This is a genomic window from Pollutimonas bauzanensis (assembly GCF_900129885.1).
Classification (GTDB): domain Bacteria; phylum Pseudomonadota; class Gammaproteobacteria; order Burkholderiales; family Burkholderiaceae_B; genus Pollutimonas; species Pollutimonas bauzanensis.
In genome coordinates, this window is the sequence record NZ_FQXE01000020.1 from 23,370 (window position 1) to 46,393 (window position 23,024).

Below are 23,024 nucleotides of genomic sequence, written 5' to 3' on the forward strand. Positions count from 1 at the left end.
AACGATGTCGCCCTTTACACTCGAAAACAAGCACATATTGATCACGGGAGCCGCAGGCGGCATCGGCCGCGAGCTGGCGCAAATCTGCGCGGAACTGGGCGCGGTGCTCATCCTGGCCGACCGCCAGGCCCCTACCGACCTGGCTTGCGCGCTGCGGCGGCAAGGCGCGAAAGCGGAAGCCATAGGTTTTGACGCAGGCGACAAAGCCTCTATCGAAGAGGCGATTGCGCGCCTCGGGCGCATAGATGTCCTTGTGGCGAACGCGGGCTACTGCCCCTGGGACAGCTGGGACGACGAGAACTGGGAATCCGTGCTAAACGCCGTTATCGATGTGAACCTGGCTGGCGTCATTTACCTGACGCGCTGTGTTCTGAAGAAAATGATAGCGCAAGGCTCGGGACAAATGGTGCTTGTCACTTCAGTCGCGGCCCGAATGGGCGGGCTGAAGGCGAGCCCTCATTACGTCGCCGCCAAAGGCGGTGTCACTAGTTTCGTGAAATGGCTTGCACGTGTTGCCGCCCCTCACGATATTCCAGTGAACTGTGTCGCCCCCGGCGCCACACAGACCGCGATGACGGAAAACCAGGCGATCAGCACGGACGGCATTCCCATGGGCCGCATGGCCCATCCGCGGGAAATCGCGCTGCCTATCGCCTTTCTTTGTTCGGAAGGCGCAAGCTACATAAGCGGTGCCACACTAGACGTCAATGGTGGCGTCTATATGAACTAGGCCGGATGCAGATGGATCTCACTCTAATAAACGGTTTGCGCAAACAGGCGCGCGTCACGGTTGCCGAACAGGCCTATACGGAAATTCGTCAACTGCTCATGACAGGATCGATTTCACCAGGGGAAAAAGTGACCCTGCGCGGATTGGCCAGCGCGCTGAATATCAGCCCCATGCCGGTACGCGACGCAGTCAGCAAACTGGTGGCGGAAGGCGCGTTGCAAATGCTGCCCAACCGCACCTTGCAGGTGCCCAAGCCAACGCTCCAGGCGTTTCGTGAGATTGTGAAAATCCGCTGTTGCCTGGAAGGCTTTGCCGCCCTGGAAGCGGCGCAGCACATCAGCGAGGCTGAATTGAATAAGGTCCGGTCAATAGCGGAAGAATATGAATCTTTGGCAAAAAGAGCGCCGTTCGATGCCTTCCTGACAATCGAAACCAACCGGCGCCTGCATTTTTCGGTCTACCAGGCCGCGGGCATGCCGCAACTCGTCGGCATGATCGAGAACATATGGCTGCAAATTTCGCCTTTGTTCTCCCTCAGTATGAATAATCAGAAACGCACCGTCGAAAATTGGGAATCCTTTCGCCATCACCGCGATCTGGTCGCCGCTTTGACCGCCGGAAATGGCGAAGGCGCAAGAGAGGCAATCGTTTCGGACATCACAGACGCAGCCAGGTTCATCGAGAAAACAGGCCAGTTGGAAAATTAAATGGGCGAGACAATGTCGATTCATATTTATATGCCCGCGATAGGCGCGGGCACCACACAAGGCAGCATTGTTCAATGGAATGTCGCGCCAGGAGACTGGATCCAGGAGGGGGAGATCATTGCCGAGATTGAAACCGACAAAGCCGTCATCGCGCTCGAAGCCGTGGATAGCGGACGGCTGGAATCGATTCTGGTGCAGGCTGGAGAGCCCAATGTAGCCGTAGGCGCCCCTATCGCGCTGCTATCGGGGGCAGCCGGCACGACGGAGGCAGGCGCGGCACCGGCAGACGTGGCAGAGGCAGACGTGGCAGAGGCAGGCGCGGTAGAAGAATGCGCGGTGGAACCGGATGATCCAGTCCGGCGCCTGCTCGCCAGCCCGGCGGCGCGCCATATCGCCCGTTCTTTGGACATCGATCTGAAGCAAATAAAGGGCTCGGGCCCGAACGGCCGGATCGTGAAATACGATGTGCAGCAAGTCATCGAGGCAAAGGCCATTGAAGCAAAAGCGGGCGCCAAGGCCGACGTCGCATCGAAGATGGCCCATCCCGCAGCCGACAGGCCGGCCAATGGCGCGGCTGGCGGCGCAAATGCGCCTGCCGCGGCGCCCGCCAATCTGGCGGCCCATACACCGATGCGCCGAACGATTGCCAAGCGCCTTTCAGAATCAAAGCGCGAAGCGCCGCACTTCTATCTTGAAGTGGAATGCCGCATGGACAAGCTCATCAAGCTGCGCCAAAAAATCAATGAAGCCACGGACTTCAAATATTCATTGAATGATTTGCTCTGCTATGCCATCAGCCGGGCATTCAAAAACAATCCCGTCGTAAACAGCCAGTGGCAAGAAGAAGGCATGTATCAACGCCCTACTCTTGATCTCAACGTTGCCGTCGCAACGGAAGCAGGGCTTATTACGCCCCTCCTGCGCCGATGCGATCAGCTGTCGCTGTCGGAGATGGCCCGGGAAATTCGCCTGCTGGCTGAATCCGCCAAACAAGGCCGCTTGAAACCCGACCAATATGAAAGCGGCGGCCTCACCGTTACCAATCTCGGGATGTATGGCATAACCCGCTTCAGCGCCATCATCAACCCGCCGCAATCGGCCATCGTGGCCCTGGGGGCGGTCGAACAACGCCCTATTGTGATCAAAGACAAGGTGAAGGCCGGCGCCGTTATTTCAATCACACTTTCAGCCGATCATCGCGTTGTGGATGGCGCCGTCGCCGCCCGATTCATGGGCGACATCAAAAATCGCATCGAAAACCCCATCAACCTGATCTTATAAGTAAATTTAGGAGACATACATGAAAACCAGAAAGACTATTGCCGCGTTAGCTTCCATTCATTTTTTCGCGCTGGCGCTGCCGGGCATTGCCACCGCCGAAATAAAAATAGGCTACAACAGCGACATGTCGGCAACCGGGTCCGCTGATTTCGGCGTTTCAGCGCTGGCGGGCGCGCGACAGGCCGCCGACGAAATCAATGCCGCGGGCGGCGTTCTGGGCGAGCAAATCCGCATCATTGCCCGCGACGATGTGGGGAGCCCGCCCAAATCCATTCAAAATACCAATGAACTCGTCAACAACGAAGGCGTTCATGCAATATTGGGCGGCGTGAACTCAGGCAATATGCTGGCATGGATGCACATTGTCCAGAACAAGAAAATCCCCGCGATTTCTCCCTCGGCCACGGCGACCGAGATTACCAATCGCTATGCGAAACAAGGGCAGAATTATATTTTCCGCGTTTCCATGCGCGACCTGGACCAAATCACTTTGCTTGCCGCTTATGCCGCCAAAGCAACGAAGAACCAGAAAGTCGCCATTATTGCCGACTCCACTGGATATGGTCAGCAAGGAGCCAAAGACGCCGCCGCAGTTTTAAAGCTCCACGGCATCACTCCCGTCACCACTGAGAAATTCGGGCCCTCCGACACGGACATGACATCCCAGTTGAACAAGATTCGCGCGAGCGGAGCGGATACGCTGATCGTTTATGCGCTGGCCGATGCGAACGCACATGTCATGCGCAGCCTGGACAAGATCGGCTACAACCCCGTCACACTGGGTTCCTGGGCCAACTTGAGCTCGCCTTTCTTGCGTGTCGCCGGCCCCGACCTGGCCAAGAGAATGATCTTTTCCGCTTCGATCACCGAAGACTCCACGCCCGAGTCGCGCGCGCTTTACGACACCATCATCCGTAAAGACGGAAAATTGCCAACCTATGTCTTTGCCGCCCACGCCTATGATTCCGTGAAATTGCTGGCTGCCGCTTTCGAGCAGGCAAAAACGACCGACGGCGAGGCGGTACAGCGGGCGCTCGAAAACCTGAACGGGGTCAAGGGCGTCATTAAAACCTACGATGCGCCGTTCACCCCAAGCAACCATGAGGCGCTTTCTTATAAAGATTTCCGCTTGGTGCGCTGGGTCGACGGCAAGGTCGTTTCCGTCGAAGATGAAATAACGAAGAGCCTTACACCGGCTGATTTAAAACAATAAAAAACATGCGATAGGGGCGAAGGCGCCAGCCTTCGCCTATTGCAATGCCGCCAGGCGGATTCAGGCCGCAATGCGTCGGCTCCCCTGAGCCATTCGCCAACCCTTTCTTCCGGAACCGCTCCATGACTGATACTGCGCAAAAATTCGATTACGTCATTGTAGGATCCGGCGCGGCCGGCGCGATTCTGGCCAACCGTCTGAGCGCCCATGGCGCCTCGGTTTGCCTGCTGGAAGCCGGCCCGCCGGACAACCATCCCTTTCTTCACATCCCGGCGGGTTTCATCAAGGTCATCTTCAATCCCCGGTATGCCTGGCTTTTCTCGACCGAGCCTACAGACAAGACCAACGGGCGCAGCATTCCGATTCCACAGGGCCGCACCCTTGGCGGCTCCACGTCCATCAACGGCCTGGTCTACAACCGCGGGCAGGACGGCGACTTCGACCACTGGGCGCAATTGGGCAACGACGGCTGGTCCTTCAAGGACGTGCTGCCATACTTCAAGTCCATGGAGCGGCGCATTGGCGGCGACGACGGGTACCGCGGCCGCCAGGGCGAGCTGCCCGTCAGCGACATCGACTGGATTCATCCGATCTGCGAAGCATTTATCCAGGGCGCCATGCAGCAAGGCATGCCGCGCACCGCCGATTACAACGGCGGCCCGCAGGACGGCGTCGGCTACTTCCAGCGCACGATCCACAATGGCTGGCGCATGAGCACTGCGCGCAGCTTCCTCAAGCCGATACGCGGCAGGGCCAACTTGCATATCAAGACGCATTCCCTGGCGACCCGCATCCTGTTCGAAAACAAGCGGGCTGTCGGCGTGCGCTATTCGCATCCATCGGGCCGGGGGCCGGCTCGCACTGTGCTGGCCAACAAAGAGGTCATTGTTGCCTGCGGCGCCATCAATACCCCCAAGCTGCTGCAGTTGTCGGGCATTGGGCCGGCCGCGCTGCTGCAAGAAAAAGGCATCGCGGTGGTGCACGATCTGCCGGGTGTAGGCGAAAACCTCAGCGACCACTATTCTGTGCGCGTGGTGGCCAAGGTCAAGGGGGAAAAAACACTCAACGAATTGGCGCGAGGCCTGAACCTGGGCGCGCAGGTCCTGCACTGGATGCGCAAAAAGCCCAGCATCATGGCGCTGAGCCCGTCCCTGGTGCACTGGTTCTGGAAGTCCCAGCCGCATCTGGACTGCGCCGACTTGCAAGGGGTTTTTACACCCGCAAGCTACAAGGAAGGCTATGTCGGCCGTCTGGATAACTTCTCCGGCATGACGGCCGGCGTCTGGCAGCACCGGCCGCTGAGCCGCGGCTACGTTCGCATCCAATCGTCCGATCCGTTCGAGTCGCCTATTGTGCAACCCAATTACCTGGAGCATCCCGATGATCAGCGGACGCTGGTGAACGGTATCAAGCTGGCGCGCAAATTGTTGCGGGCGGACGCCCTCAAGCCCTATTTCGAGAAGGAAACGCTGCCGGGCGATATGTGCCAATCGGAAGATGAGCTTTTCGACTTCGCGCGGCGCTTCGGGGTTTCTTCCTACCATGTGAACGGCACCGCGCACATGGGGCCGCCTTCCGACAAGCGGGCCGTGGTCGACCAAGAGCTGCGCGTCTACGGCCTGCAGAATCTCCGCATCGTCGATTCATCCGTCATGCCATCCATCCCTTCGGCGAATGTGTGCGCATCGACCATGATGATAGGCAATCGGGCCGGCGACCTGATCCTCGGCAAACGGCATTCATAAAACTTCAGGAGACAGAATGTTTACATCCATCGCCCATAGCTCCGGCGCCTCGGGCCGGCAAACCACAGCGGTGCAAGCCGGCAATATGGCCGGGGCAAGCGCGCGCGCGCAGGCCGGCCGTTCTTTCAGGTAAAAGCAAATGGATATTCTTCAAGCGATTTTCAGTGGCCTGGCGATGGGCAGCGTATATGCTTTGGTCGCCTTCGGGTTCAGCATTACGTACACCACCACCAAAACATTCAATTTCGGCCAGGGCGCATTTCTTGCCGCGTCAGGCCTGATCGGCGTCAGCGCGGTGCTGTTCTACAGCCAAGGCAAGCTCATCGGCTTTCCGGCGCCAGAGGATGTGACATGGCCGTCGTTCGTTTTCGCCCTGGTGGTCAGCGCGGCGATCATGAGCCTGCTGGGCTATGTGCTCTACCAGACGGCCATCAAGCATTTTGTCGGCGAGCAAGGGCTATCGTGGGTAATGAGCACCATTGGCTTCGGCATCCTGGTGCAGAACATCGCCCTGATGATCTGGGGCCCGGCGCCCCTGGCACTGGCATCGCCCATGGGCGACGGCGTAATTCATATCATGGGCGCCGGCGTGCGGCCGCAGGAAATTCTCGTATTCTGCGTCACCCTGGTGTTGATGGTCGCGTTCGACTGGGCGCTGCACGCCACCAAAATGGGCAAGGCCGTGCGGGCCGTGGCCTTCAGCAAGTCGACCGCGAGCCTCATGGGAATAAATGCCAATGCCGTTGCCATCAGTGTTTTTGCCATCAGCTCCGCCCTTGCCGCGATAGCCGGCGTCATGATCGCGCCTATCGCCACGGCCTCGGTATTCGTGGGCACGCTGCTGGCGCTCAAGGCGTTTTCGGCCGCTATCCTGGGCGGGCTGGATAATCCGCGCGGCTGCATCTTCGGCGGATTCCTCATCGGGCTGCTCGAATCGCTCATCGGGCTGTGGTACTCCAACCTGCGCGAGATCGCGGTGTTTGCCTTGATCATCGTTGTCCTGTATTTCCGGCCTGCCGGTCTGCTCGGCAAAGTCCATGTGGAAAAAGTATGAAATCAGCCAAGATTCTCTTTCCGTGCCTGATTGGCGCGGCCCTGATAGCGCTGGCCTACTCCGGCCTCAATGATTTTTACCTGCTGATCCTGTTCAATATCGGCGTCTATCACATTGCCGCCTCAGGCTTCAACATCCTCGTGGGCCAGGCAGGGCAAAAATCCCTGGGGCACGCCGGCCTCTTCGGGGTAGGCGCCTACACGGCGGCGCTGCTGACCGTCAACCACGGCGTGAACCCGTGGCTGGCGCTCCTGGCCGCGGCAGTGATATCGGCTGTGTTCGGCATCCTGATCGCCATTCCCGCCTTGCGCGTCAAAGGGCCGAGCCTGGCCATGATTACCATAGCCTTCGGCCTGCTCATCGAGAAGATCGCATCTGAATGGACGGACGTTCTCAAAGGGCAGGAAGGCTTCTACGGGATTTCGCCGCTCAGCATCAACGGCGTGCCGCTGGACAGCCGGCAGTGGGTGGTGGTGGTCGTGGCGCTGGGGCTGGCGTGTTATGCCATGACGTCGCTGCTGCTAAAGGGACGGTTCGGCCGCGGGTTCGCGGCGGTGCGCACGTCGGAAATCGCCACTGAATGCGTAGGGATCAGTGTCTTGCGGTTCAAAATACTCGCCTTCGTCATCAGCGCGGTGACCTGCGGAATCGCAGGCGCCCTGGTCGCCCAGCAAAACCAGTACATCAATTCCGACTTTGTGAATTTCAATCTGTCGGTATTCCTGCTGGTGCTCGTGTTGTTTGGCGGCCGCACTCCCGCCGGCGCGTTGCTCGGCGCAATACTGCTCACTGTGATAGACGCCGTGCTGGCGCGCTGGCCTGAAGTGCAGCATTTCGCCTATGGCGCCATCCTGCTGTTTGCGCTCTATGCCATGCCCGATGGCCTCGCCGGCGTCATCTCGCGGCTGACACGCAAGCGCGCCAAAGCGCCGGCGGGCGACACGGGCGACACTACCCTGGACGGCGCCTGGACCACGCCAGGGCCGGACAATGGGCCGGGCGCCGGCCAAGAACTGCTGCAGGTGCGAGATCTCTACAAAGCCTATGGCGGCGTCGTGCCAACGAACAAGCTGTCGTTCTCGCTCAAAAAGGGCACCATCACGTCATTGATCGGGCCCAATGGCGCCGGCAAAACGACCACGCTCAATCTCTTGTCGGGGCTGGTCAGGCGCGATTCGGGCACGATCACCTTCAAGGGACGGGAAATCAGCAGCGCTTCGCCCAACGCCATTGCCGCGCTGGGCCTGGGCCGCACGTTCCAGAACCTGAAACTTTTCCAGGGCCTGACCGCTCTCGAAAACGTCATGGTCGGGCTGTATCGCGTGCAGAAATCGGGCTTCTTCTCGAACTTGCTGGGCTTGCCGGGCAGCTTGCGGGAAGAGCGCGAGATCGAACGGAAAGCCCACGATGTGCTGCGCTTCTTCGGGATGGAACAGCACGCCTGCGATATTGCGGACAGCCTGCCTTATGGCTTGCAGCGCCGCCTGGAGATTGCCCGGGCGGTGGCCGCGGTGCCGGACCTGCTTCTGCTGGACGAGCCCGCGGCCGGCCTGAATCCCAACGAGACTGAGGCCCTGACGGAATTGATCGTCAAGCTGCGCGACAAGGGATTGACCATATTGCTGATCGAGCACCACATGGACCTCGTGATGGCTATTTCAGACCACGTCATCGTGCTCGACTATGGCGTGAAGATTGCCTCCGGCCTGCCGGATCACATTCAACAGAATCCCAAAGTGATCGAAGCCTATTTGGGCGTGCCAGCCTAGGAGCTGTATCTATGCAACGCTTATTAAACGTCAAGAATCTCTCGGTCGACTACGGGGCCATCAAGGCGCTCAAGCAGGTTACGCTGCATGTGGACGAGAATGAAATCGTTACCCTGATCGGGGGCAACGGCGCGGGAAAAAGCACCCTGATGCGGGCTTTGTCCGGCATCGTGCCTGCCAGCGGAGCCGTAGAGTTCCTGGGCGAAGATCTGATGCCCGTCAGCGCCCACAAGCGGGTAAGCGCGGGAATCGCCCACGTACCGGAAGGCCGGCAGGTCTTTCCCGACCAGACCGTGCTGGACAATTTGCTGATCGGCGCCTACCTGCGCAAGACATCGCGCAAGAAACTGGAACAAGAGATCGATCACTTTTTCGATTTGTTCCCCCGCCTCGGCGAACGCCAAAACCAGGTGGCGGGCACCTTGTCGGGCGGGGAACAGCAGATGCTGGCCATCTGCCGCGCGCTTATGAGCAAGCCGCGCCTGCTGATGCTGGATGAGCCCTCGCTGGGACTGGCGCCGCAAATCGTCGCCGATGTGTTCAAGATCATCCGGTCGCTGCGTGAGCAAGGCATCACTATCCTGCTCGTCGAACAAATGGCCAACCAGGCGCTGGCAATATCGGACCGCGCCTACGTGCTGGAGGTCGGCTCCATCGTCATGCAGGGCACCGGCGAGGAATTGCTGCACAGTGAGAAGGTGCGCGAAGCCTACCTCGGCAAACAGAAACGTTAGGTCGCTCCGGCCGGCCAGACCCGCGCGGGATCTGGCGGCCGCAACCCGGCTAGCGCACTATGAAGCCGGCGGCGACGGGGTCGTTCTTGTCGATGATCCATCGCGCCGTGCCCAGCATGCTGGCGGTGCCTTTGACGGTCGGGCGGACGCCGCGCTTGCCGTTGAGGTCCACCTCGCCCAGCAGGCAGCCCTCGAAGGTGCCGCTGCCCAGCAGCCCTTCGGATTTGATGGGCTGGTTGAAGCCGAGCTTGCCGCGGGCTTCGAACATGGCCATCATCGCGCTGGTGCCTGTGCCGCCGGGCGAGCGGTCGAGTTGTCCGGCGCTGAATACATGCACGTTCTTGTAGAACGCGCCGGGGATGGTCGGTTGATGCCAGAAGGTGATGAAGTTCAGGTCATTGATGTGCTTTTGCGTGGGATGCTGGATTTTGTATTGCTGGTTGATCTGGTCGCGGGCGATCAGGCCCATTTCGATCAGTTCGCTGCCATTTTCAGGGGAAATCCGCAGGCCGGTGTCGGACAAGTCTATGATGCCGAAATAGTTGCCGCCCCAGACGATATCGGCCTTGACCTCGCCGTATCTGGGTAGCGTGATGGACAGGTCCTGGGTCTCGACATAGGCCGGCACGTTCTCGAAGCAGGTGGAATGGACCTGGTCGCCCGTGGATTCGACTTCGGCGGTGACCAGGCCCGCGGTGGTTTCGAAACGGATGGTCGTCCTGCCGCTGTCGCCGCGCGGCACCATGCCCAGCGACACCATGACCATGGCGACGGCAATGGTGCCGTGGCCGCACATGTGCGAATAGGTTTCGCCATCGATGTAGATCAGGCCCGCGTCGTAGTCGGGGCTGGACGGCGGCGTCAGGAACACGCCGAACATGTCGTTGTGCCCGCGCGGCTCGCGCATCAGCGATTTGCGCACCCAGTCATAGTTCTGCGCCAGGAAATTCCGTTTTTCCAGGATGGTGGACTGGGCGGGATAAGGGATGCCATTGTGGATGATGCACAAGGGCTCGCCTTCGGTGTGAGTATAAATAACATCAAAAACTTCCTGCTTCAACATATGCCGCTCCTAAGTATTTTGGCGATTGTTTTTTGTGTCGGAAAACACGTCCAGTCCGATGGTCATGTCCAACAGCGTGATGACGACTACGGAAATGAAGATGGTGATCGCGGACACCGCGGCAATGCCTGGGTCCACGGAATACTGAACGTAGTTGAATAGCTGCACGGGTATCGTGTTCAAGGCGCCGGTGGTGTTGAATATGGATAGTTCGACATTGATCCACGAAGTGATGAAGCCGAAGATGGCGCCGGTGATGATGCCCGGCTTGAGCAGCGGCAGCGTGATTCTGCAGAACGTCGTCCACGGCGAGGCGCCCAGATCCGCCGAGGCCTGCTCCAGCACCACATGGTCGCGGGTGAGCACGCTGGAGACCGATTTCAGGATGAAGGGCGTCACGATCACGATGTGGCCGACGAGCAGCGCCATGAAGGTCTGCGAGAAGCCGAGGTAGCCGGTGAACTGCAGCAGCGCCGAGCCCAGCACCAGGTAGGGCAGCACCAGCGGCGACGCGAAAAGCGCGGCCAGGATGTGCTTGCCGGGAAAATCGTGGCGCGCCAGCGCCAGGGCGCTGGGAATGGCGATGGCGATCCCCGCGGCGGTGGCGCAGGCCGCCAGGACCGTGCTGACCAGGAAGGACCTCACATAGGTCGGATCGGCCAGCACGGCGCCATACCATTTGAAGGTCAGCCCTTGCGGCGGGAAGCTCAGGTAGCTGGCCGTCGTCAATGACGCGCCGATAATGACCACCAGCGGCAATAACAGAAAGGCCAGGCAAACCAGCGCAATGGCTCTGATGGTTGATCGCGCGAGCATAGTCAATTCCCTCCCTTGACGCGGCCGATATGGTTGGCGATGCCTATCAGGCCCAGCGTGAACACCAGCAGGACTATGCTTAGCGCGCCGCCATAGTTGAAGTTGAATACCGTGCTGTACTGCTGGTAGATCAGCATCGGCAGGACGGTTACCCTGCCTCCGGACAGCAAGGCGGGCGTCACGTAGGCGCTGACCGCCAGGGCGAACACCATGATTGCGCCCGAAGCCAGCCCCGGCAGGGAAAGGGGAAACGTGATGTGGAAAAAGGTTCTCGCCGGGCTGGCGCCCAGGTCCTTGGAGGCGGCTTCCAGCGATCGGTCCATCCGCGCCAGCGCAGTCCCCACGGCCAGCACGACAAATGGCAGCAGGATATACACCATCCCTATCAGGATGCCGCCTTCGCTGCCGATGAAGCGTACCGGCCGCTGGACGAGGTCCAGGTAGCGCAAGGCGTCGTTGACCAGCCCGTTGCGCCCCAGCAGTATCATCCAGCCGAACGAGCGCACGATATTGCTGGTGAACAAGGGCACGACCAGAATAATGATGCAGGCCCGCCTCCACCAGGGCGAGCGGACTATCCTCACCAGGTACCACGACAGCGGGTAGCCCAGCAGCAGGCATATCACGGTGGTAAAAAAGGCGATGCGGAAAGTGGTCAGGATGACGTCCCAGTGGTACTGATCCAGCAGGACTTTCGCATAATTGGCAAGGCTTGCGCCGCCGGTGGACGGGTCCAGGAAGCTGGATGTCAGCACGACGCTGAGCGGCACCAGGAAAAAGGCCAGGAAGAACAGAAACGGCAGCGCGATCAGCTTCAGGGCCATGGACACCTTGCTCGACATGGCTAGGCCTCGACGAAGTGAACGCGCTCGGCCGGAAACCGGACGTTGACCAGGTCTCCTTTGCGCAGGCTCAAGTCGTTCGCGCCGATGCGCCTTACTTCCACATGGGCATCGTTGAGCTGCAGGTAAATAGTGGTGTAGCTGCCTATGCTGACCACGTCCAGCACGCGCGCCTGGCGCGTTCCCATCGTATGGGCGTCGTCCGAACGCCGGACTTCAATGTCTTCGGGGCGAAACATGGCGACGAGGCCGCGCTTGTCGTACGCATCGGCCTGCCGCAGCGGCATGTCGCAGCAGGTGAGGCGCAGCTGCCCGCTGGCGTAATGGCAGTCCAGCAGATTGGCGTCGCCGATGAAGTCGGCGACGAAGCGGCTCGCGGGCCGCTTGTAGATTTCGTCTCCCGTGCCGATCTGCTCGATGGCGCCCTGGTTCATGACGACGATGCGGTCCGCCATCGCCATGGCCTCTTCCTGATCATGCGTCACGAAGATGAATGAGATCGCCAGTTTTTCCTGCAGGGCTTTGAGCTCCCGCTGCATGCGCTTGCGCAGTTTCATGTCCAGCGCCGACAATGGCTCGTCCAGAAGCAGCAGCTTGGGGCGGTTCACAATGGCGCGGGCCAGCGCCACGCGCTGGCGCTGGCCGCCCGACATGTCAGCGGGATAGCGCGCCGCCATTTGCGACAGGCCCACCATTTCCAGCGCTTCCTGGGCGCGCGTCCTGGCCTCGGCCTTGCCGGCGCCGGTCCGCAAGGGGCCGTATGAAACGTTGTCCAGCACCGACATATGCGGGAACAGGGCGTAGTTCTGGAAAACCGTGTTCAGGGTCCTTTTGTGCGGGGGCACATCGGTGATGTCTTTTCCGTCGATATGGATGCGCCCCGAGTCCGGCGTCAGGAATCCCGCGAGCGTCGCCAGCAGCGTGGTCTTGCCGCAGCCGCTGGGCCCGAGCAGCGCAATGAATTCGCCGTGCATCACGTCCAGGCTCACATCGCTGAGGGCCTTGAATTTTTTTTGGTAGGTCTTGTTAAGCTTGTCAACGGATAGCAGAGCAGCCATGTCAGTCAGTCCATACTCGGTTGTGTGCGGCGCTGGAGCGCCCGGGCGGGCGCCGCGCCGGCCCGCCGGCGCGGCCAAGGGCAAGGGCAAGGCGCGCGTGTCGCGGGCTTATTTGTTGGCGACTTCGCGGTTCCAGTCGCTGGTGATGGAGGCGCGCAATTTGTTGATTTCCGTCCAATCCAGCAGGTTCAGGTCGGCGATGCTGCCGCCAACGCCCCAGGGCATCTTGCCGGCCACCGCCGCGCTTGGCTTGGCGCCCTTGACCGCTGGCCCCAGGTACAGGCTATCGGCCAGGCATTGCGAGGACTCTGGAGTCAATGCCTGGTTGATGAATTGCGCGCCGTTGCCGCCTTGCGGCGAGTTCTTGACCAGATGCAGGCGCGCGTCGGTGGCCCATACGCCTTCTTTGGGAACGGCAAAGCCTATGGGCAGGCCTTTGTCGGCCAGTCCCCAGGCGCCTACGTTGAAATGGGCGCCGATGACCGCCTCGCCCGACTGGAAGGCATTGCTCGCCGCGCCCGAGCTGTCAAAATACGACGCCACGTCGAGATCATGCAGTTTCTTGTACACCGGCGACAAGCCCGTCAATGGCACTTTCCAGATATTGGCCAGGAAGGCGATGAACGGCACTCCCGCCGAGTTGGCCGGCGAAGGAACCACTACCGCGCCGGCATAGGCCGGGTCCCACAGCGCATCCCACGAAGCGGGCGCCTGGGTGATTTCTTTTTTGTTATAGGCGATGCCTAATGAATAAAAGCCCGCGCTGACCGCGAATATATCCTTGCCCCCGGCCTTGTACACGGCGGCCGGCTCCAGGTTGGCGATGTTGGGAATGGCGGCTTGCGTAAGCGGCGCGAGCAAGCCATCCGCCTGGGCCAGTTCGCTGATGCCGCCATCCAGAAACGCCACGTCGATGACCGGCTTGCCCTGCTGCTGGCGCAGCTTGGCCAGCGTGGTGTTGGAGGTGCCGATTTCGGGAACGACCGTGACCCCCGTTTTCTTGGTGTAAGGGTCGGCGATGCATGTCTTGAACGCGTCGCCCCAGTTGCCGCCATACCAGGCGACCCGCACTTCGCTTGCGTTGGCGCCGGCGGCTGCGGCCAATAGGGCCGCCAGCCCCATGAGCGCCGGCGATTTCAGTGGCAGTCTTGTCTTCATTGTATTTTCTTCCTGTGGCTTATACATCAGCAGATGAACGGCGCTAAGGGCCTCGTTATGGATTCGAGGTTTTGGAGACCTTATGTTGCATCGATTAAGAGCCGGGAAATTGTATTTAAAGGACGAAAACTAGTATATTTACGACACATCCGCGCCTGATGCGCCCCTTGGCCCTTAAGCGGACAGCCCTTCCATGCTTAGCGAACGTCCAGATTCCCGTATTGCCGCCAGGCCGCAAGAGGATGCGCCTTCGGCGCCCCTGCGCGTGGGCATCGTGCTGCTGCATCAATTCACCCTGACCGCCTTTGCCGGTTTTCTGGATGTCTTGCGCCTGGCCTCCGACTACGGCGGCAATAGCCGGCAGATATTGATCCGCTGGCGGGTGATGAGCGTGGACGGCGCGCCGCGGCGGTCCAGCGCCGGCACCCTGCAAGTCGAGCTGACCGATCTGGGCGATGTCGGGGACTTCGACTATATCGCGGTGTGCGGCGGCAACAGCTACACCAACACCACTCCCTCCAAGAAGCTGTCGGCCTGGCTGGTCCAGGCGTACAAGCATAAGGTCATATTGCTGGGCCTGTGCACCGGCACCTTCGCCATTGCCCAGGCGGGCATAGTCGGCAACCGGGCGGTATGCGTGCATTGGAATGTCATTGAGGAATTCCAGCGGCAGTTCCCCACCATAAAGTGCAATGTCGACAATTTGTTCGTGGACGCCGGGGCGCTGGTGACCTGCGCCGGCTCCACCGCGGCCATCGACCTGGCTTTGTATTTGTTGACGCGCCACTATGGCAAGGAAAAAGCGCAGCAGGCCTTGCGCCACATGATGCTGCACAGCATCCGGCCGGCGCGTTTGCCGCAGGCCCATTTTTATATCGACCTGGACCAGGTGAGCGACCTGCGGGTGCACAAGGCGGTGCATTTCATAGAGCAGCGCATCGACGATTTCCCGTCGGTTTCCAGCATAGCGGCCCATGTGGGCGTCAGCCCCCGCCAGTTGGAGCGGATCTTCAAGGCCGCCCTGAACACGACCCCGGCCGCGCTGCACCGCGTGATGCGTTTGCAGTACGGCAAGTGGCTGGTCACCAATACGCGCGACAGCATTACGGAAATAGCGCTGAGCTGCGGGTTTTCGGACAGTTCCCATTTCGCCCGGGAGTTCAAGCTGCTGTTCGGGGAAACGCCGCGGACTTTCCGGGGCGGCTAAAGCCCCTGCCGGCATCCAAATATCCTTACAATACCTGTCACAAATTCTCGCATAAGGACTGATTATGGACGCCGATTTCTGGCTGGAGCGGTGGCGCGATGGGCAGACGCGTTTCCACCAAGACAGGGTGACGCCATTGCTGCAAAAATACTGGCCGTCCCTGTCCCTGGAGGCGGGCAGCCGCGTGCTGGTGCCGCTATGCGGCAAATCGCTGGACCTGGTCTGGCTGGCGCGGCAAGGCCACCAGGTGCTCGGGGTCGAGCTGTCGCCGCTGGCCGTGGATCAGTTCTTCGCCGAGAATGGCCTGCGGCCCGAGGCCCGCGATTCGGCCCTGGGCCGCCACCATGTCGCGGGCAACATCGAGATCATCTGCGGCGACATTTTCGCCCTGGATCAGGCCACGCTCGCCGCATGCGCCGGGGTCTATGACCGCGCCGCCCTCGTCGCCCTGCCCGCCGGCATGCGCGAACGCTATGTGCGGCATGTGTACGGGCAGCTTTCGGATCAATACCGCGGGCTGCTGCTTACGCTGGACTACCGCCAGGAACAGATGGACGGCCCGCCCTTCTCGGTACGGGAGGCCGAAGTGCTTTCCCTGTATGGGACGCATTCCGACGCCCAGGTCATAGACCGGCGCAGCATCCTGGACAAGGAACCCAAATTCGCCGAGCGCGGCCTGACCGGGCTGGACACCGTCGTGTATCGGCTCGGCCGCAAGGCCGCAGCTTCCACGGCTTAGGCCCTGTACTCTTCCACCGCCGCTTTCAGGAACACCTCGACCAGTTGCAGCCTGGGCGAGGAGCGCGCCCAGATCAGGCCGAAGCGCCGCGGCGCGCAGGGGCTGGGCAGCGGCAGGCTGACGACGTTCAGGCCCTGTTTCCACAGGTTCCATGCATTGGGCACGATGGCGACCCCCAGCCCTTTGTTGACCATCAGGGAGATGGATTCGGTGGAGGCCAGCTCGAAGCGCTCCTTGGGAACGATGCCGGCTTTCTTCAGATATTGTTCTATCTGCTGGCCGACCCAGCTGTTCTTGTCGTAGCGGATAAAGGATTCCTGCCTCAGCAGGTCGTGCGCGCTCTTGCCCTGGTGCCTGGCCGACGCCAGCAAGAAGAAATGTTCTTCGCTGAGCAGCCGCCAGCCTATGCGCTTGGGCATGGCGAAGGGCGGCTCCAGGGCGATGGCGGCATCCAGTTCATTGTTTTCGACGCTGGGATAAAAGTCGCTGGACAAGCCGGGCCGTATGGACACCTGCAGGGAGGGATAACGGTCGATCAGCGTAGCCAGGATATTCGGAATCGTGCTGTTCAATGAGGTATTGCCCGCCCCCAGCCTCAGCTCGCCCCTTATTTCCTGGGTATTGGCCAATGCCGTCAATGAATCGATGTCATCCAATATTTTCTGTGATGTTTCCAGGATGCGGTAGGCCGCGTTGGTCAGGTGCACGGTCTTGCCCGAACGGGTGATGAGCGCCGTCCCGAGCTCCTCTTCCAGCGCCTTCATTTGCTGCGCCACCGCGCCGTGGGTCACGTTCAGGCGGCGGGCGGCCTCGGCCATAGAGCCGTGGCGGAAGACGGCTATCAGGGTATTCAGGAATCGGGTATTCATAAAGATAGAATATATATCTTTTAAAGGTAGCCAACAAACCCCTGGGCCGACCGGCCGCTGTGCATAATCGCCTTTCCAGGAGACAAAAACATGCGCAGCAAATTATTTGTACCGGCATCGCGGCCGGAGCTGTTCGCCAAGGCGATGGACAGCAAGGCGGACGCCATCAGTTTCGACTTGGAGGATTCGGTCCTGCACGAGCGCAAGGGCTATGCCCGCGACGAACTGGGCCGGCTATTCAATGGCGGCGCGTTCGAAGCGGGCAAGCGGCAGACACGCAAGACCATTATCGTGCGCATCAACCCCTTGGGCACCGAGTACTTCGCGCAGGACCTGAAGGCCGCCTGCCATGCCCACGTCGATATCATCAATATCCCGAAAATCGACTCGGCCGACGATGTCATGGCCTTCATCGGCCTGCTGGCCGAGGCCGAGCAGGCATTCAACGCCAAGTCGGACAGGAAGGCGGATATAAAAGTCCTGGCGAATATCGAAACGCCTGTCGCGCTGCATAACGCCGCCGGGATTGCCGCGGCCCACCCCAAGGTGTGGGGCCTGCAACTGGGCCTGGGCGACATGTTCGAGCCCCTGAATATCGCCCGCTATGACGCGCTGAATGTGCACGCGGTCATGTTCGAGTTGCGCATGGCTGCGGCGCGCTCCGCTTGCGTCGTATATGACTCCGCCTACGCCGACGTGGCGAATGCCGACGGCTACCGGCGCGAGGCCATGCAGGCCAGGAGCCTGGGCTTCCTTGGCAAGACCTGCATACACCCGAGCCAGGTGGCGATAGCCAATGAAGTCTTCAGCCCGAGCGCGCAGGAAGTCGCATGGGCCGAGAAAATCGTGGCGGCCGCCGCCGATAACGACGTCAACGGAGCTTACCTCGTCGACGGAAAAATGATAGACGCGCCCTTCATAGCGCGGGCACGATTCATCATCAACCAGGCGCAAGCGCTGTCGTCCGACGGCCGTGACTGATACGCCACACAGGAGACTACACATGACAAAAGCAAAATCGCCCGCTGCGCTGCGCATACGGATAGGCGGCGCGCTGCTGCTGGCGGGGTTCGCCGCGGCGCTGGCGCCGCTCGCCGGCGCCGCCGCGCCCTTTCCCAATGGCCAGCCCATCACCCTGGTCGTGCCCTATCCGCCGGGCGGGTCGAATGATTCGTTTGCGCGCGCCGTGGGCGCCAAGCTGGGCGCGTTGCTGGATACTTCCGTGGTCATCGTGAACAAGGGCGGCGCGGGCGGTTCCATCGGGGCGGCCCAGGTGGCGCGGGCCAAGCCGGACGGCTATACGCTGGCGGCGGTATCGTCCAGCTTCACCACCAATGCCGCCATACAGGGCGACCTGCCTTTTGACGCCGAAAAAGACTTCAAGGCCGTGGCGCTGATGGCCAAAGGCCCGTTCATTGTCGCCGTCAAGCAAGGCCTGCCGGCCAAGTCTATGGCCGACCTGATCGCCCTGGCCAAAAAGGCCCCCGGCGCCATCAATTATTCCAGCTCGGGCCCCGGCAGCAGCAACCAGTTCGCCACCGAAATGCTCAATTCGGCCGCGGGAATCAAGATGACGCATATACCGTACCGCGGCATGGGGCCGGCCACCGCGGCCCTGATGGGCGACCAGGTCGACGTGCTGGTCGCCAGCGGCCCCTCGCTGCTGCCGGCCATCAACACGGGCAAGGCCCGGGCCATCGCCATCACCAGCCTCGAGCCCAGCCCCATCGCGCCGGACCTCAAGCCCGTCGCCGACGCGGTTCCGGGCTATGAATTCAGCCTGTGGTGGGGCATCCTGGCTCCCGCCGGCACGCCCGACGCCATCGTCGACAAGCTGAACGAGGCCGTGCAGCAGGTCGTGACCACGCCGGAAATGAAAGCCTTCTTCGTGCGCGAAGGCGCCGAATTCGCCACCGCATCGGCGCGGGACTATCAGAAAATCATCAAGGACGACATTGTCCGGTGGAAGAAAGTCGCCGCCGAAAGCCATATCACCGTCCAGAAATAATCGCGCCGGGCCCGCAACGCCGGGCTTGCGCGCCAAGGTTGCACATTCATGGGGCAGTCAATGTCAGTACAAAGTTCAGCGCCGCTGGCGGGTATCAAGGTTTTGGATCTCAGCGCCTACATAGCCGGTCCATACGGCTGCAGCCTCCTGGCCGACCTGGGCGCGCAAGTCATCAAGATCGAACCGCCGGACGGCGACAACCTGCGCAAGTATCCATCGACGCTGGCGGCCGAAAGCCGCGCCTTCCTGGGCGTGAACCGCGGCAAGGCCGGCCTGTGCCTGGACCTCAAAAAAGAAATGGGCTATGAAGTGCTGGTGAAGCTGGTGCAGGAAGCCGATGTGCTGGTGCACAATTTCAGGCCGTCGGTGCCGCCCCGCCTGAAAATCGATTACGAAACCCTCAGCCGCATCAATCCACGGCTCATTTATTGCTCCATGACCGGCTATGGCAAAACCGGCCCGCTCGCCGACAAGGCGGGCTACGACCAGGTGCTGCAGGCCCGCAGCGGCATCTGTTCCGCGCAGGGCAGCAGAGAGCAGCCCGAAATCGTCTACGGCTCCGCCGTCGACTACTATGCCGCGGCCATGGTCTCGTCCGGCGTCAGCGCCGCGCTGTACCAGCGCGAGCGCAGCGGGCGGGGGCAGGAAGTCTGCGTGTCGCTGCTGGGCAGCGCGCTGGCCATGCAGTCGGCGCGCCTGATCATGGCCGAAGGCGAACCCAGGCACATAGACCGGGACATGCGCTCGGGCGGCATAACCGGCATACACCCGACCAAGAGCGGGCACCTGTACCTGTCGGCCAATACACCGCATTTCTGGAACGCCTTGTGCGCCCTGGCCGGCGTGCCCGGGCTGGCCGCCAACGAAAACTACGACACGGTCAAGAAGCGCGCCATCCATGCCGGCGAAATCGTCCCCGTGATCCGCCAGGCCCTGCAGGCAAGGACGGCCCTGGAATGGGAAGAGGTCTTCGGCACCGCCGTGCCATGCTCGGCGGTGCGCCACGTCGAGGACATGTTCGATGATGAGCAAGTGGCCGACCAGGGCTTCATCGTCGATCAGCACCACCCGAAAGTAGGCGGCTATAAAGGCGTCGCCAGGCTGATCAAGTTCAGCGGCGCCGAAGACAGCCCGCCGCCCTGCGGCGCGCCCGTACTGGGCCAGCATACGCAAGACATCCTGCGCCGCCTCGGCTATAGCGATGAACAGATACGGGCGGGGCTGGATGCAGGCGCCGTGGCGGGCCCGCGCGGCGGAGGCTAGAATAAACGCCTATGCGCCGACTCATGCTGCTACGCCACGCCAAAGCCGACAGCCCCCAGGGCATCGATGACCACAGCCGCCCGCTCGCCAGGCGCGGGCGGATAGAAAGCGCCGCCATGGGAAAATACATGGCCGGCCAAGGGCTGGCGCCCGACCTGGCCATTGTTTCGACGGCGCGCCGCGCCCAGGAAACCTGGCGGCTGGCGCAGCCCGCCTTCGCGGCCGATACCGTCCGGCGCGACGATGGCCGGCTCTACGGGGCTTCGGCGCAGGAAATGCTGGCCATCATTCAGGAAAGCCCGGCATCGGCGCATGTCCTGCTGCTGGTCGGGCACAATCCCGGGCTGCAGCAACTGGCCGCCGGGCTCATCGCCACGGGGCGGCCATCCGCCGTCTCCCGCCTTCAACGGGAATATCCGACGGCCGGCCTCGCCGTGATCGACTTTGCCGCCGCCGACTGGCGCCAGGTGTCCCCGCGCAGCGGCCACCTTGAACGATTCGAAACTCCTGAATCCTGACTGGCGCTATTCCAGCGTGAAGCCCACCTTGATCGACACCTGCCAGTGCGCCACCTTGCCCTCGACGACATGGCCGCGCGTTTCGGTAACGGTGAACCACTGGATGCCGCGCACGGTTTCATGCGCCTTGGCGATGGCCGTGCTCACGGCGTCTTCGATGCTTGCGCTGGACGAACCGGTCAGTTCGAGTTGCTTGTAGACATGATGGCTCATGGGGCCGCTCCTTATGGTCGATGGGCTGTGCAAGCCCCATCTTAGGGCGTTTGCCCCGGAACCACAATTGCCCGCGCCGGCTTCAGCGGCTGCCCGGGGCAATGACCGGCTGGCCCGACAGAATGCCCTGGTACGGCGTCAATGCCTGGCCTATCTTGATGCTGTCCTCTTCGATATCGAAGAAGCGGATGTCCTTGCTGTGGGCGCTGCCCCGGATTTTCACCACCGAGATCACGCGCTTCAATTGCCCGGTAAGCTCGACATAGCGCAGCATGAGGATGGCGTCGGCCAGAAAAGCGTTGCCATATGAGCTGAAACGCAAATCCGTGTAGCGGTCTTCCAGTTCCGCCGTCATCAATACGGTCACCCCCATTCCGGTGAGCACCGCGACCATCCGATAAAGCGATTCGCGAAAATCCTCGCGGAATGCAGAAGCCAGCGCCAGCTCGAATCCGGCGAGGGAATCTATCACCACCCGCTTTGCCTGCATGCGGTTGATCATGCCAACCATGTTATGCAGGGTTTCGTCTATCGACAAATCGAGCGCGCGGGTGTCGATCAGGCCGACATCGCCATTGTCGATGAGCTTGTGCAATTGATAACTGAGCAGTTGATTGGGGCTTTTCTCGAACGCGGCGATCACGCCCGGCTCGCCCTTGCGCACGCCTTCGGCCAGGAACTGCGTGGCCAATATGGTTTTCCCCGAGCCGGAGGGGCCCACGGCCAGCATGGAATAGCCGATGGGCAGCCCTCCGCCCATCATGTCGTCCAGCAAAGGCACACCCAGCGACAGGCGCTTGTCGCCCGACAGCTGGAGCTTTTCCGCCAGCGGCGAAGCAATGATCGTGCGCGGGAAAATATGCAGGCCATCGCCGCCTATGCGGAAGGTATGCAGCCCCGGGCTTTGCGCCTGCCCGCGCAATTTGACGACCTGTATCTTGCGCACCATCGCGTCGCGGTGCATCAGCTGGGACAGCCAGAGGATGCCATCGGCGACCGTGGAAACGGGGCTCGATTCCGTTTCGGGCGCCGAATATTCCCCGATCAGGAAAGTCGTCGCCTGCCAGCTTGCCATTTGCATGCCCAGCTGCTGCACGAAGCGCTGCAGGTTGAGCGGGCCATCATCGGTGGCCCGGCTTGCCTGTATGACCGAGCGGAAAGAATCGACGAATACCAGGGCGGGCGAAAACTTGCGCACTTCTTCGAGTATGCGCGCCAGCACCCGGTCGAAGTCCCCATCCAGGAGATCGGCGGAAAGGTTGACGAACTTGATGGAATCACGGGTTTTCCCGATATCGAAGAAAGAGAACTGCTGCTGGTAGCGCAGCATCTTCAATGGCGGCTCTCCCAATATCGTAAAGAACAAGGCGCGGCGGTCCGGATTCGCCAGGGAAAACATGATTTGATGCGCCAGGGTCGTCTTGCCGCAGCCCGGCGTGCCCGCGATCAGGTTGAAGGAATATTCCGGAAGGCCTCCGCCCAGCAATTCATCAAGCCCGGGAACTCCCGTTTCCAGGCGGCGTATGGTTACTTTCTGATTCATCGTGGAAATTCCTTGTCGGCCGGAATCAAGGCGTCATCGCCCCAAGCCGAGCGTAAAATGCTGGTCGCGAACTGTTCGCCAATCAACAGGGCCAGCGTATCGCTGAAAATGATCAGCAATGCGATGCTGGCGTTGCTGGCTTCTGTATAGTCTTGCCCCTCGAGGCTGGATTTCAAATCCGCAAATTGGGCGCTGTTTTCCTGGGATGCATCGCCGCAAGCGAGCCACGGATAGGTCTCGCTGGCAAGGTGCACGCTGCGCGAATAGAGCGACAGGAAGCTTGTTTCACCGATGATGGAGCTCAGTTCGTAAGCAAGCCGGCCCCACAGCTTGATAGTGACATCAACAATGCCGGGAGCATGGCGCAGAACCGCCCGTTTTATCAGCAGGTGCCGTGGAGCTTCGATTAGTGTCATAAACTCCCCAATGACCAATTACATTTTGCTGGGCTTGCGCCCTTTTCTTTTTGCCACATTGTATCCGGGTTTCGTACT

23 protein-coding genes are annotated in these 23,024 nt (G+C 61.0%); 14 read left to right on the forward strand and 9 right to left on the reverse strand.

All coding sequences use genetic code 11. The features are described 5' to 3' along the window. Window positions 1–4: 4 nt before the first annotated feature. The 8 genes from BUB23_RS23940 (at window position 5) to BUB23_RS23975 (ending at window position 9,233) form a co-directional block, all read left to right on the forward strand. Entirely contained in the window at window positions 5–730 is a 726-nt protein-coding gene (locus tag BUB23_RS23940; protein WP_073109167.1) for an SDR family NAD(P)-dependent oxidoreductase, read from the forward strand. Window positions 731–741: 11 nt separating this feature from the next. Further along, entirely contained in the window at window positions 742–1,437 is a 696-nt protein-coding gene (locus BUB23_RS23945; RefSeq protein WP_073109345.1) for a GntR family transcriptional regulator, read from the forward strand. Then, window positions 1,438–2,718, forward strand: a complete 1,281-nt coding sequence (locus BUB23_RS23950; RefSeq protein ID WP_245801370.1) for a dihydrolipoamide acetyltransferase family protein — start codon at window positions 1,438–1,440, stop codon at window positions 2,716–2,718. A 19-nt stretch (window positions 2,719–2,737) separates the two neighbouring features. Then, window positions 2,738–3,931: an ABC transporter substrate-binding protein gene (locus BUB23_RS23955; RefSeq protein WP_073109170.1), complete on the forward strand. Its 1,194-nt coding sequence runs from the start codon at window positions 2,738–2,740 to the stop codon at window positions 3,929–3,931. Between the two features lie 122 nt (window positions 3,932–4,053). Then, window positions 4,054–5,676: a GMC family oxidoreductase gene (locus BUB23_RS23960; RefSeq protein WP_073109172.1), complete on the forward strand. Its 1,623-nt coding sequence runs from the start codon at window positions 4,054–4,056 to the stop codon at window positions 5,674–5,676. A 139-nt stretch (window positions 5,677–5,815) separates the two neighbouring features. After that, the gene (locus tag BUB23_RS23965) at window positions 5,816–6,730 is read left to right on the forward strand and encodes a branched-chain amino acid ABC transporter permease (RefSeq protein ID WP_073109175.1); all 915 of its coding nucleotides are present in this window, start codon (window positions 5,816–5,818) and stop codon (window positions 6,728–6,730) included. Further along, window positions 6,727–8,499 carry a branched-chain amino acid ABC transporter ATP-binding protein/permease gene (locus BUB23_RS23970; RefSeq protein ID WP_073109178.1) on the forward strand — a complete coding sequence of 591 codons (1,773 nt, stop codon included), beginning with the start codon at window positions 6,727–6,729 and terminating at the stop codon, window positions 8,497–8,499. Before BUB23_RS23965 ends, BUB23_RS23970 begins: the two co-directional genes overlap by 4 nt. Window positions 8,500–8,510: 11 nt before the next feature. Next, window positions 8,511–9,233 (forward strand): ABC transporter ATP-binding protein, encoded by a 723-nt coding sequence (locus BUB23_RS23975; protein WP_073109181.1) that lies wholly within the window; start codon window positions 8,511–8,513, stop codon window positions 9,231–9,233. Window positions 9,234–9,282: 49 nt separating this feature from the next. Here the strand turns inward: BUB23_RS23975 and BUB23_RS23980 are convergent, their stop codons facing one another. The 5 genes from BUB23_RS23980 to BUB23_RS24000 all read right to left on the reverse strand — a co-directional run bounded on the left by BUB23_RS23980 (window position 9,283) and on the right by BUB23_RS24000 (window position 14,170). Continuing rightward, complete coding sequence (locus BUB23_RS23980) at window positions 9,283–10,296, reverse strand: proline racemase family protein (RefSeq protein WP_073109185.1); 1,014 nt, start codon at window positions 10,294–10,296, stop codon at window positions 9,283–9,285. Between the two features lie 9 nt (window positions 10,297–10,305). Then, window positions 10,306–11,112, reverse strand: coding sequence for an ABC transporter permease (locus BUB23_RS23985; RefSeq protein ID WP_073109188.1), 807 nt, complete (start codon window positions 11,110–11,112; stop codon window positions 10,306–10,308). Between the two features lie 2 nt (window positions 11,113–11,114). Continuing rightward, window positions 11,115–11,954 (reverse strand): ABC transporter permease, encoded by an 840-nt coding sequence (locus BUB23_RS23990; RefSeq protein WP_073109191.1) that lies wholly within the window; start codon window positions 11,952–11,954, stop codon window positions 11,115–11,117. A 2-nt stretch (window positions 11,955–11,956) separates the two neighbouring features. After that, on the reverse strand, window positions 11,957–13,012 hold the full coding sequence (locus tag BUB23_RS23995; RefSeq protein ID WP_073109193.1) for an ABC transporter ATP-binding protein: 1,056 nt from the start codon (window positions 13,010–13,012) through the stop codon (window positions 11,957–11,959). Between the two features lie 108 nt (window positions 13,013–13,120). After that, window positions 13,121–14,170, reverse strand: a complete 1,050-nt coding sequence (locus BUB23_RS24000; RefSeq protein WP_073109196.1) for an ABC transporter substrate-binding protein — start codon at window positions 14,168–14,170, stop codon at window positions 13,121–13,123. A 193-nt stretch (window positions 14,171–14,363) separates the two neighbouring features. On the opposite strand from BUB23_RS24000, the gene BUB23_RS27625 reads away from it, so the two are divergent. Then, window positions 14,364–15,377 (forward strand): GlxA family transcriptional regulator, encoded by a 1,014-nt coding sequence (locus BUB23_RS27625; protein WP_073109199.1) that lies wholly within the window; start codon window positions 14,364–14,366, stop codon window positions 15,375–15,377. A 64-nt stretch (window positions 15,378–15,441) separates the two neighbouring features. Then, entirely contained in the window at window positions 15,442–16,116 is a 675-nt protein-coding gene (locus BUB23_RS24010; protein WP_073109201.1) for a thiopurine S-methyltransferase, read from the forward strand. On the opposite strand, the gene BUB23_RS24015 is transcribed toward BUB23_RS24010, so the two are convergent. Next, on the reverse strand, window positions 16,113–16,985 hold the full coding sequence (locus tag BUB23_RS24015; RefSeq protein ID WP_073109203.1) for a LysR family transcriptional regulator: 873 nt from the start codon (window positions 16,983–16,985) through the stop codon (window positions 16,113–16,115). The genes BUB23_RS24010 and BUB23_RS24015 overlap by 4 nt on opposite strands. Window positions 16,986–17,075: 90 nt before the next feature. Here BUB23_RS24015 and BUB23_RS24020 point away from each other — a divergent pair, with 90 nt between their 5' ends. Genes BUB23_RS24020 through BUB23_RS24035 form a run of 4 tightly spaced genes read left to right on the forward strand, consistent with a single transcriptional unit; the run spans window position 17,076 to window position 20,774 of the window. After that, on the forward strand, window positions 17,076–17,966 hold the full coding sequence (locus BUB23_RS24020; protein ID WP_073109206.1) for an HpcH/HpaI aldolase/citrate lyase family protein: 891 nt from the start codon (window positions 17,076–17,078) through the stop codon (window positions 17,964–17,966). Between the two features lie 22 nt (window positions 17,967–17,988). After that, on the forward strand, window positions 17,989–18,993 hold the full coding sequence (locus tag BUB23_RS24025) for a tripartite tricarboxylate transporter substrate-binding protein (protein ID WP_073109208.1): 1,005 nt from the start codon (window positions 17,989–17,991) through the stop codon (window positions 18,991–18,993). A 60-nt stretch (window positions 18,994–19,053) separates the two neighbouring features. Next, entirely contained in the window at window positions 19,054–20,256 is a 1,203-nt protein-coding gene (locus BUB23_RS24030) for a CaiB/BaiF CoA transferase family protein (protein WP_143161118.1), read from the forward strand. Between the two features lie 11 nt (window positions 20,257–20,267). Further along, window positions 20,268–20,774, forward strand: coding sequence for a SixA phosphatase family protein (locus BUB23_RS24035; protein ID WP_073109212.1), 507 nt, complete (start codon window positions 20,268–20,270; stop codon window positions 20,772–20,774). 6 nt (window positions 20,775–20,780) lie between these two features. Here BUB23_RS24035 and BUB23_RS24040 read toward each other — a convergent pair whose 3' ends face one another. The 3 genes from BUB23_RS24040 to BUB23_RS24050 all read right to left on the reverse strand — a co-directional run bounded on the left by BUB23_RS24040 (window position 20,781) and on the right by BUB23_RS24050 (window position 22,946). Next, window positions 20,781–20,987, reverse strand: a complete 207-nt coding sequence (locus BUB23_RS24040; protein ID WP_073109215.1) for a dodecin — start codon at window positions 20,985–20,987, stop codon at window positions 20,781–20,783. Between the two features lie 82 nt (window positions 20,988–21,069). Further along, window positions 21,070–22,530 carry an ATPase domain-containing protein gene (locus tag BUB23_RS24045; protein ID WP_073109225.1) on the reverse strand — a complete coding sequence of 487 codons (1,461 nt, stop codon included), beginning with the start codon at window positions 22,528–22,530 and terminating at the stop codon, window positions 21,070–21,072. Beyond that, window positions 22,527–22,946: a hypothetical protein gene (locus tag BUB23_RS24050; protein WP_073109227.1), complete on the reverse strand. Its 420-nt coding sequence runs from the start codon at window positions 22,944–22,946 to the stop codon at window positions 22,527–22,529. Before BUB23_RS24050 ends, BUB23_RS24045 begins: the two co-directional genes overlap by 4 nt. Between the last annotated feature and the right edge of the window lie 78 nt (window positions 22,947–23,024).

What these genes read in the sequence shown, in the direction of transcription:
- BUB23_RS23990 (WP_073109191.1), bottom strand. Translation starts at nt 11,954, where the DNA reads ATGTCGAGCAAGGTGTCCATGGCCCTGAAGCTGATCGCGCTGCCGTTT.
- BUB23_RS24000 (WP_073109196.1), bottom strand. Translation starts at nt 14,170, where the DNA reads ATGAAGACAAGACTGCCACTGAAATCGCCGGCGCTCATGGGGCTGGCG.
- BUB23_RS23965 (WP_073109175.1), top strand. Translation starts at nt 5,816, where the DNA reads ATGGATATTCTTCAAGCGATTTTCAGTGGCCTGGCGATGGGCAGCGTA.
- BUB23_RS23975 (WP_073109181.1), top strand. Translation starts at nt 8,511, where the DNA reads ATGCAACGCTTATTAAACGTCAAGAATCTCTCGGTCGACTACGGGGCC.
- BUB23_RS23970 (WP_073109178.1), top strand. Translation starts at nt 6,727, where the DNA reads ATGAAATCAGCCAAGATTCTCTTTCCGTGCCTGATTGGCGCGGCCCTG.
- BUB23_RS23995 (WP_073109193.1), bottom strand. Translation starts at nt 13,012, where the DNA reads ATGGCTGCTCTGCTATCCGTTGACAAGCTTAACAAGACCTACCAAAAA.
- BUB23_RS23950 (WP_245801370.1), top strand. Translation starts at nt 1,438, where the DNA reads ATGGGCGAGACAATGTCGATTCATATTTATATGCCCGCGATAGGCGCG.
- BUB23_RS24035 (WP_073109212.1), top strand. Translation starts at nt 20,268, where the DNA reads ATGCGCCGACTCATGCTGCTACGCCACGCCAAAGCCGACAGCCCCCAG.
- BUB23_RS24040 (WP_073109215.1), bottom strand. Translation starts at nt 20,987, where the DNA reads ATGAGCCATCATGTCTACAAGCAACTCGAACTGACCGGTTCGTCCAGC.
- BUB23_RS23945 (WP_073109345.1), top strand. Translation starts at nt 742, where the DNA reads ATGGATCTCACTCTAATAAACGGTTTGCGCAAACAGGCGCGCGTCACG.
- BUB23_RS24030 (WP_143161118.1), top strand. Translation starts at nt 19,054, where the DNA reads ATGTCAGTACAAAGTTCAGCGCCGCTGGCGGGTATCAAGGTTTTGGAT.
- BUB23_RS24020 (WP_073109206.1), top strand. Translation starts at nt 17,076, where the DNA reads ATGCGCAGCAAATTATTTGTACCGGCATCGCGGCCGGAGCTGTTCGCC.
- BUB23_RS27625 (WP_073109199.1), top strand. Translation starts at nt 14,364, where the DNA reads ATGCTTAGCGAACGTCCAGATTCCCGTATTGCCGCCAGGCCGCAAGAG.
- BUB23_RS24015 (WP_073109203.1), bottom strand. Translation starts at nt 16,985, where the DNA reads ATGAATACCCGATTCCTGAATACCCTGATAGCCGTCTTCCGCCACGGC.
- BUB23_RS23960 (WP_073109172.1), top strand. Translation starts at nt 4,054, where the DNA reads ATGACTGATACTGCGCAAAAATTCGATTACGTCATTGTAGGATCCGGC.
- BUB23_RS23940 (WP_073109167.1), top strand. Translation starts at nt 5, where the DNA reads ATGTCGCCCTTTACACTCGAAAACAAGCACATATTGATCACGGGAGCC.
- BUB23_RS23985 (WP_073109188.1), bottom strand. Translation starts at nt 11,112, where the DNA reads ATGCTCGCGCGATCAACCATCAGAGCCATTGCGCTGGTTTGCCTGGCC.
- BUB23_RS24050 (WP_073109227.1), bottom strand. Translation starts at nt 22,946, where the DNA reads ATGACACTAATCGAAGCTCCACGGCACCTGCTGATAAAACGGGCGGTT.
- BUB23_RS23980 (WP_073109185.1), bottom strand. Translation starts at nt 10,296, where the DNA reads ATGTTGAAGCAGGAAGTTTTTGATGTTATTTATACTCACACCGAAGGC.
- BUB23_RS24010 (WP_073109201.1), top strand. Translation starts at nt 15,442, where the DNA reads ATGGACGCCGATTTCTGGCTGGAGCGGTGGCGCGATGGGCAGACGCGT.
- BUB23_RS24045 (WP_073109225.1), bottom strand. Translation starts at nt 22,530, where the DNA reads ATGAATCAGAAAGTAACCATACGCCGCCTGGAAACGGGAGTTCCCGGG.
- BUB23_RS24025 (WP_073109208.1), top strand. Translation starts at nt 17,989, where the DNA reads ATGACAAAAGCAAAATCGCCCGCTGCGCTGCGCATACGGATAGGCGGC.
- BUB23_RS23955 (WP_073109170.1), top strand. Translation starts at nt 2,738, where the DNA reads ATGAAAACCAGAAAGACTATTGCCGCGTTAGCTTCCATTCATTTTTTC.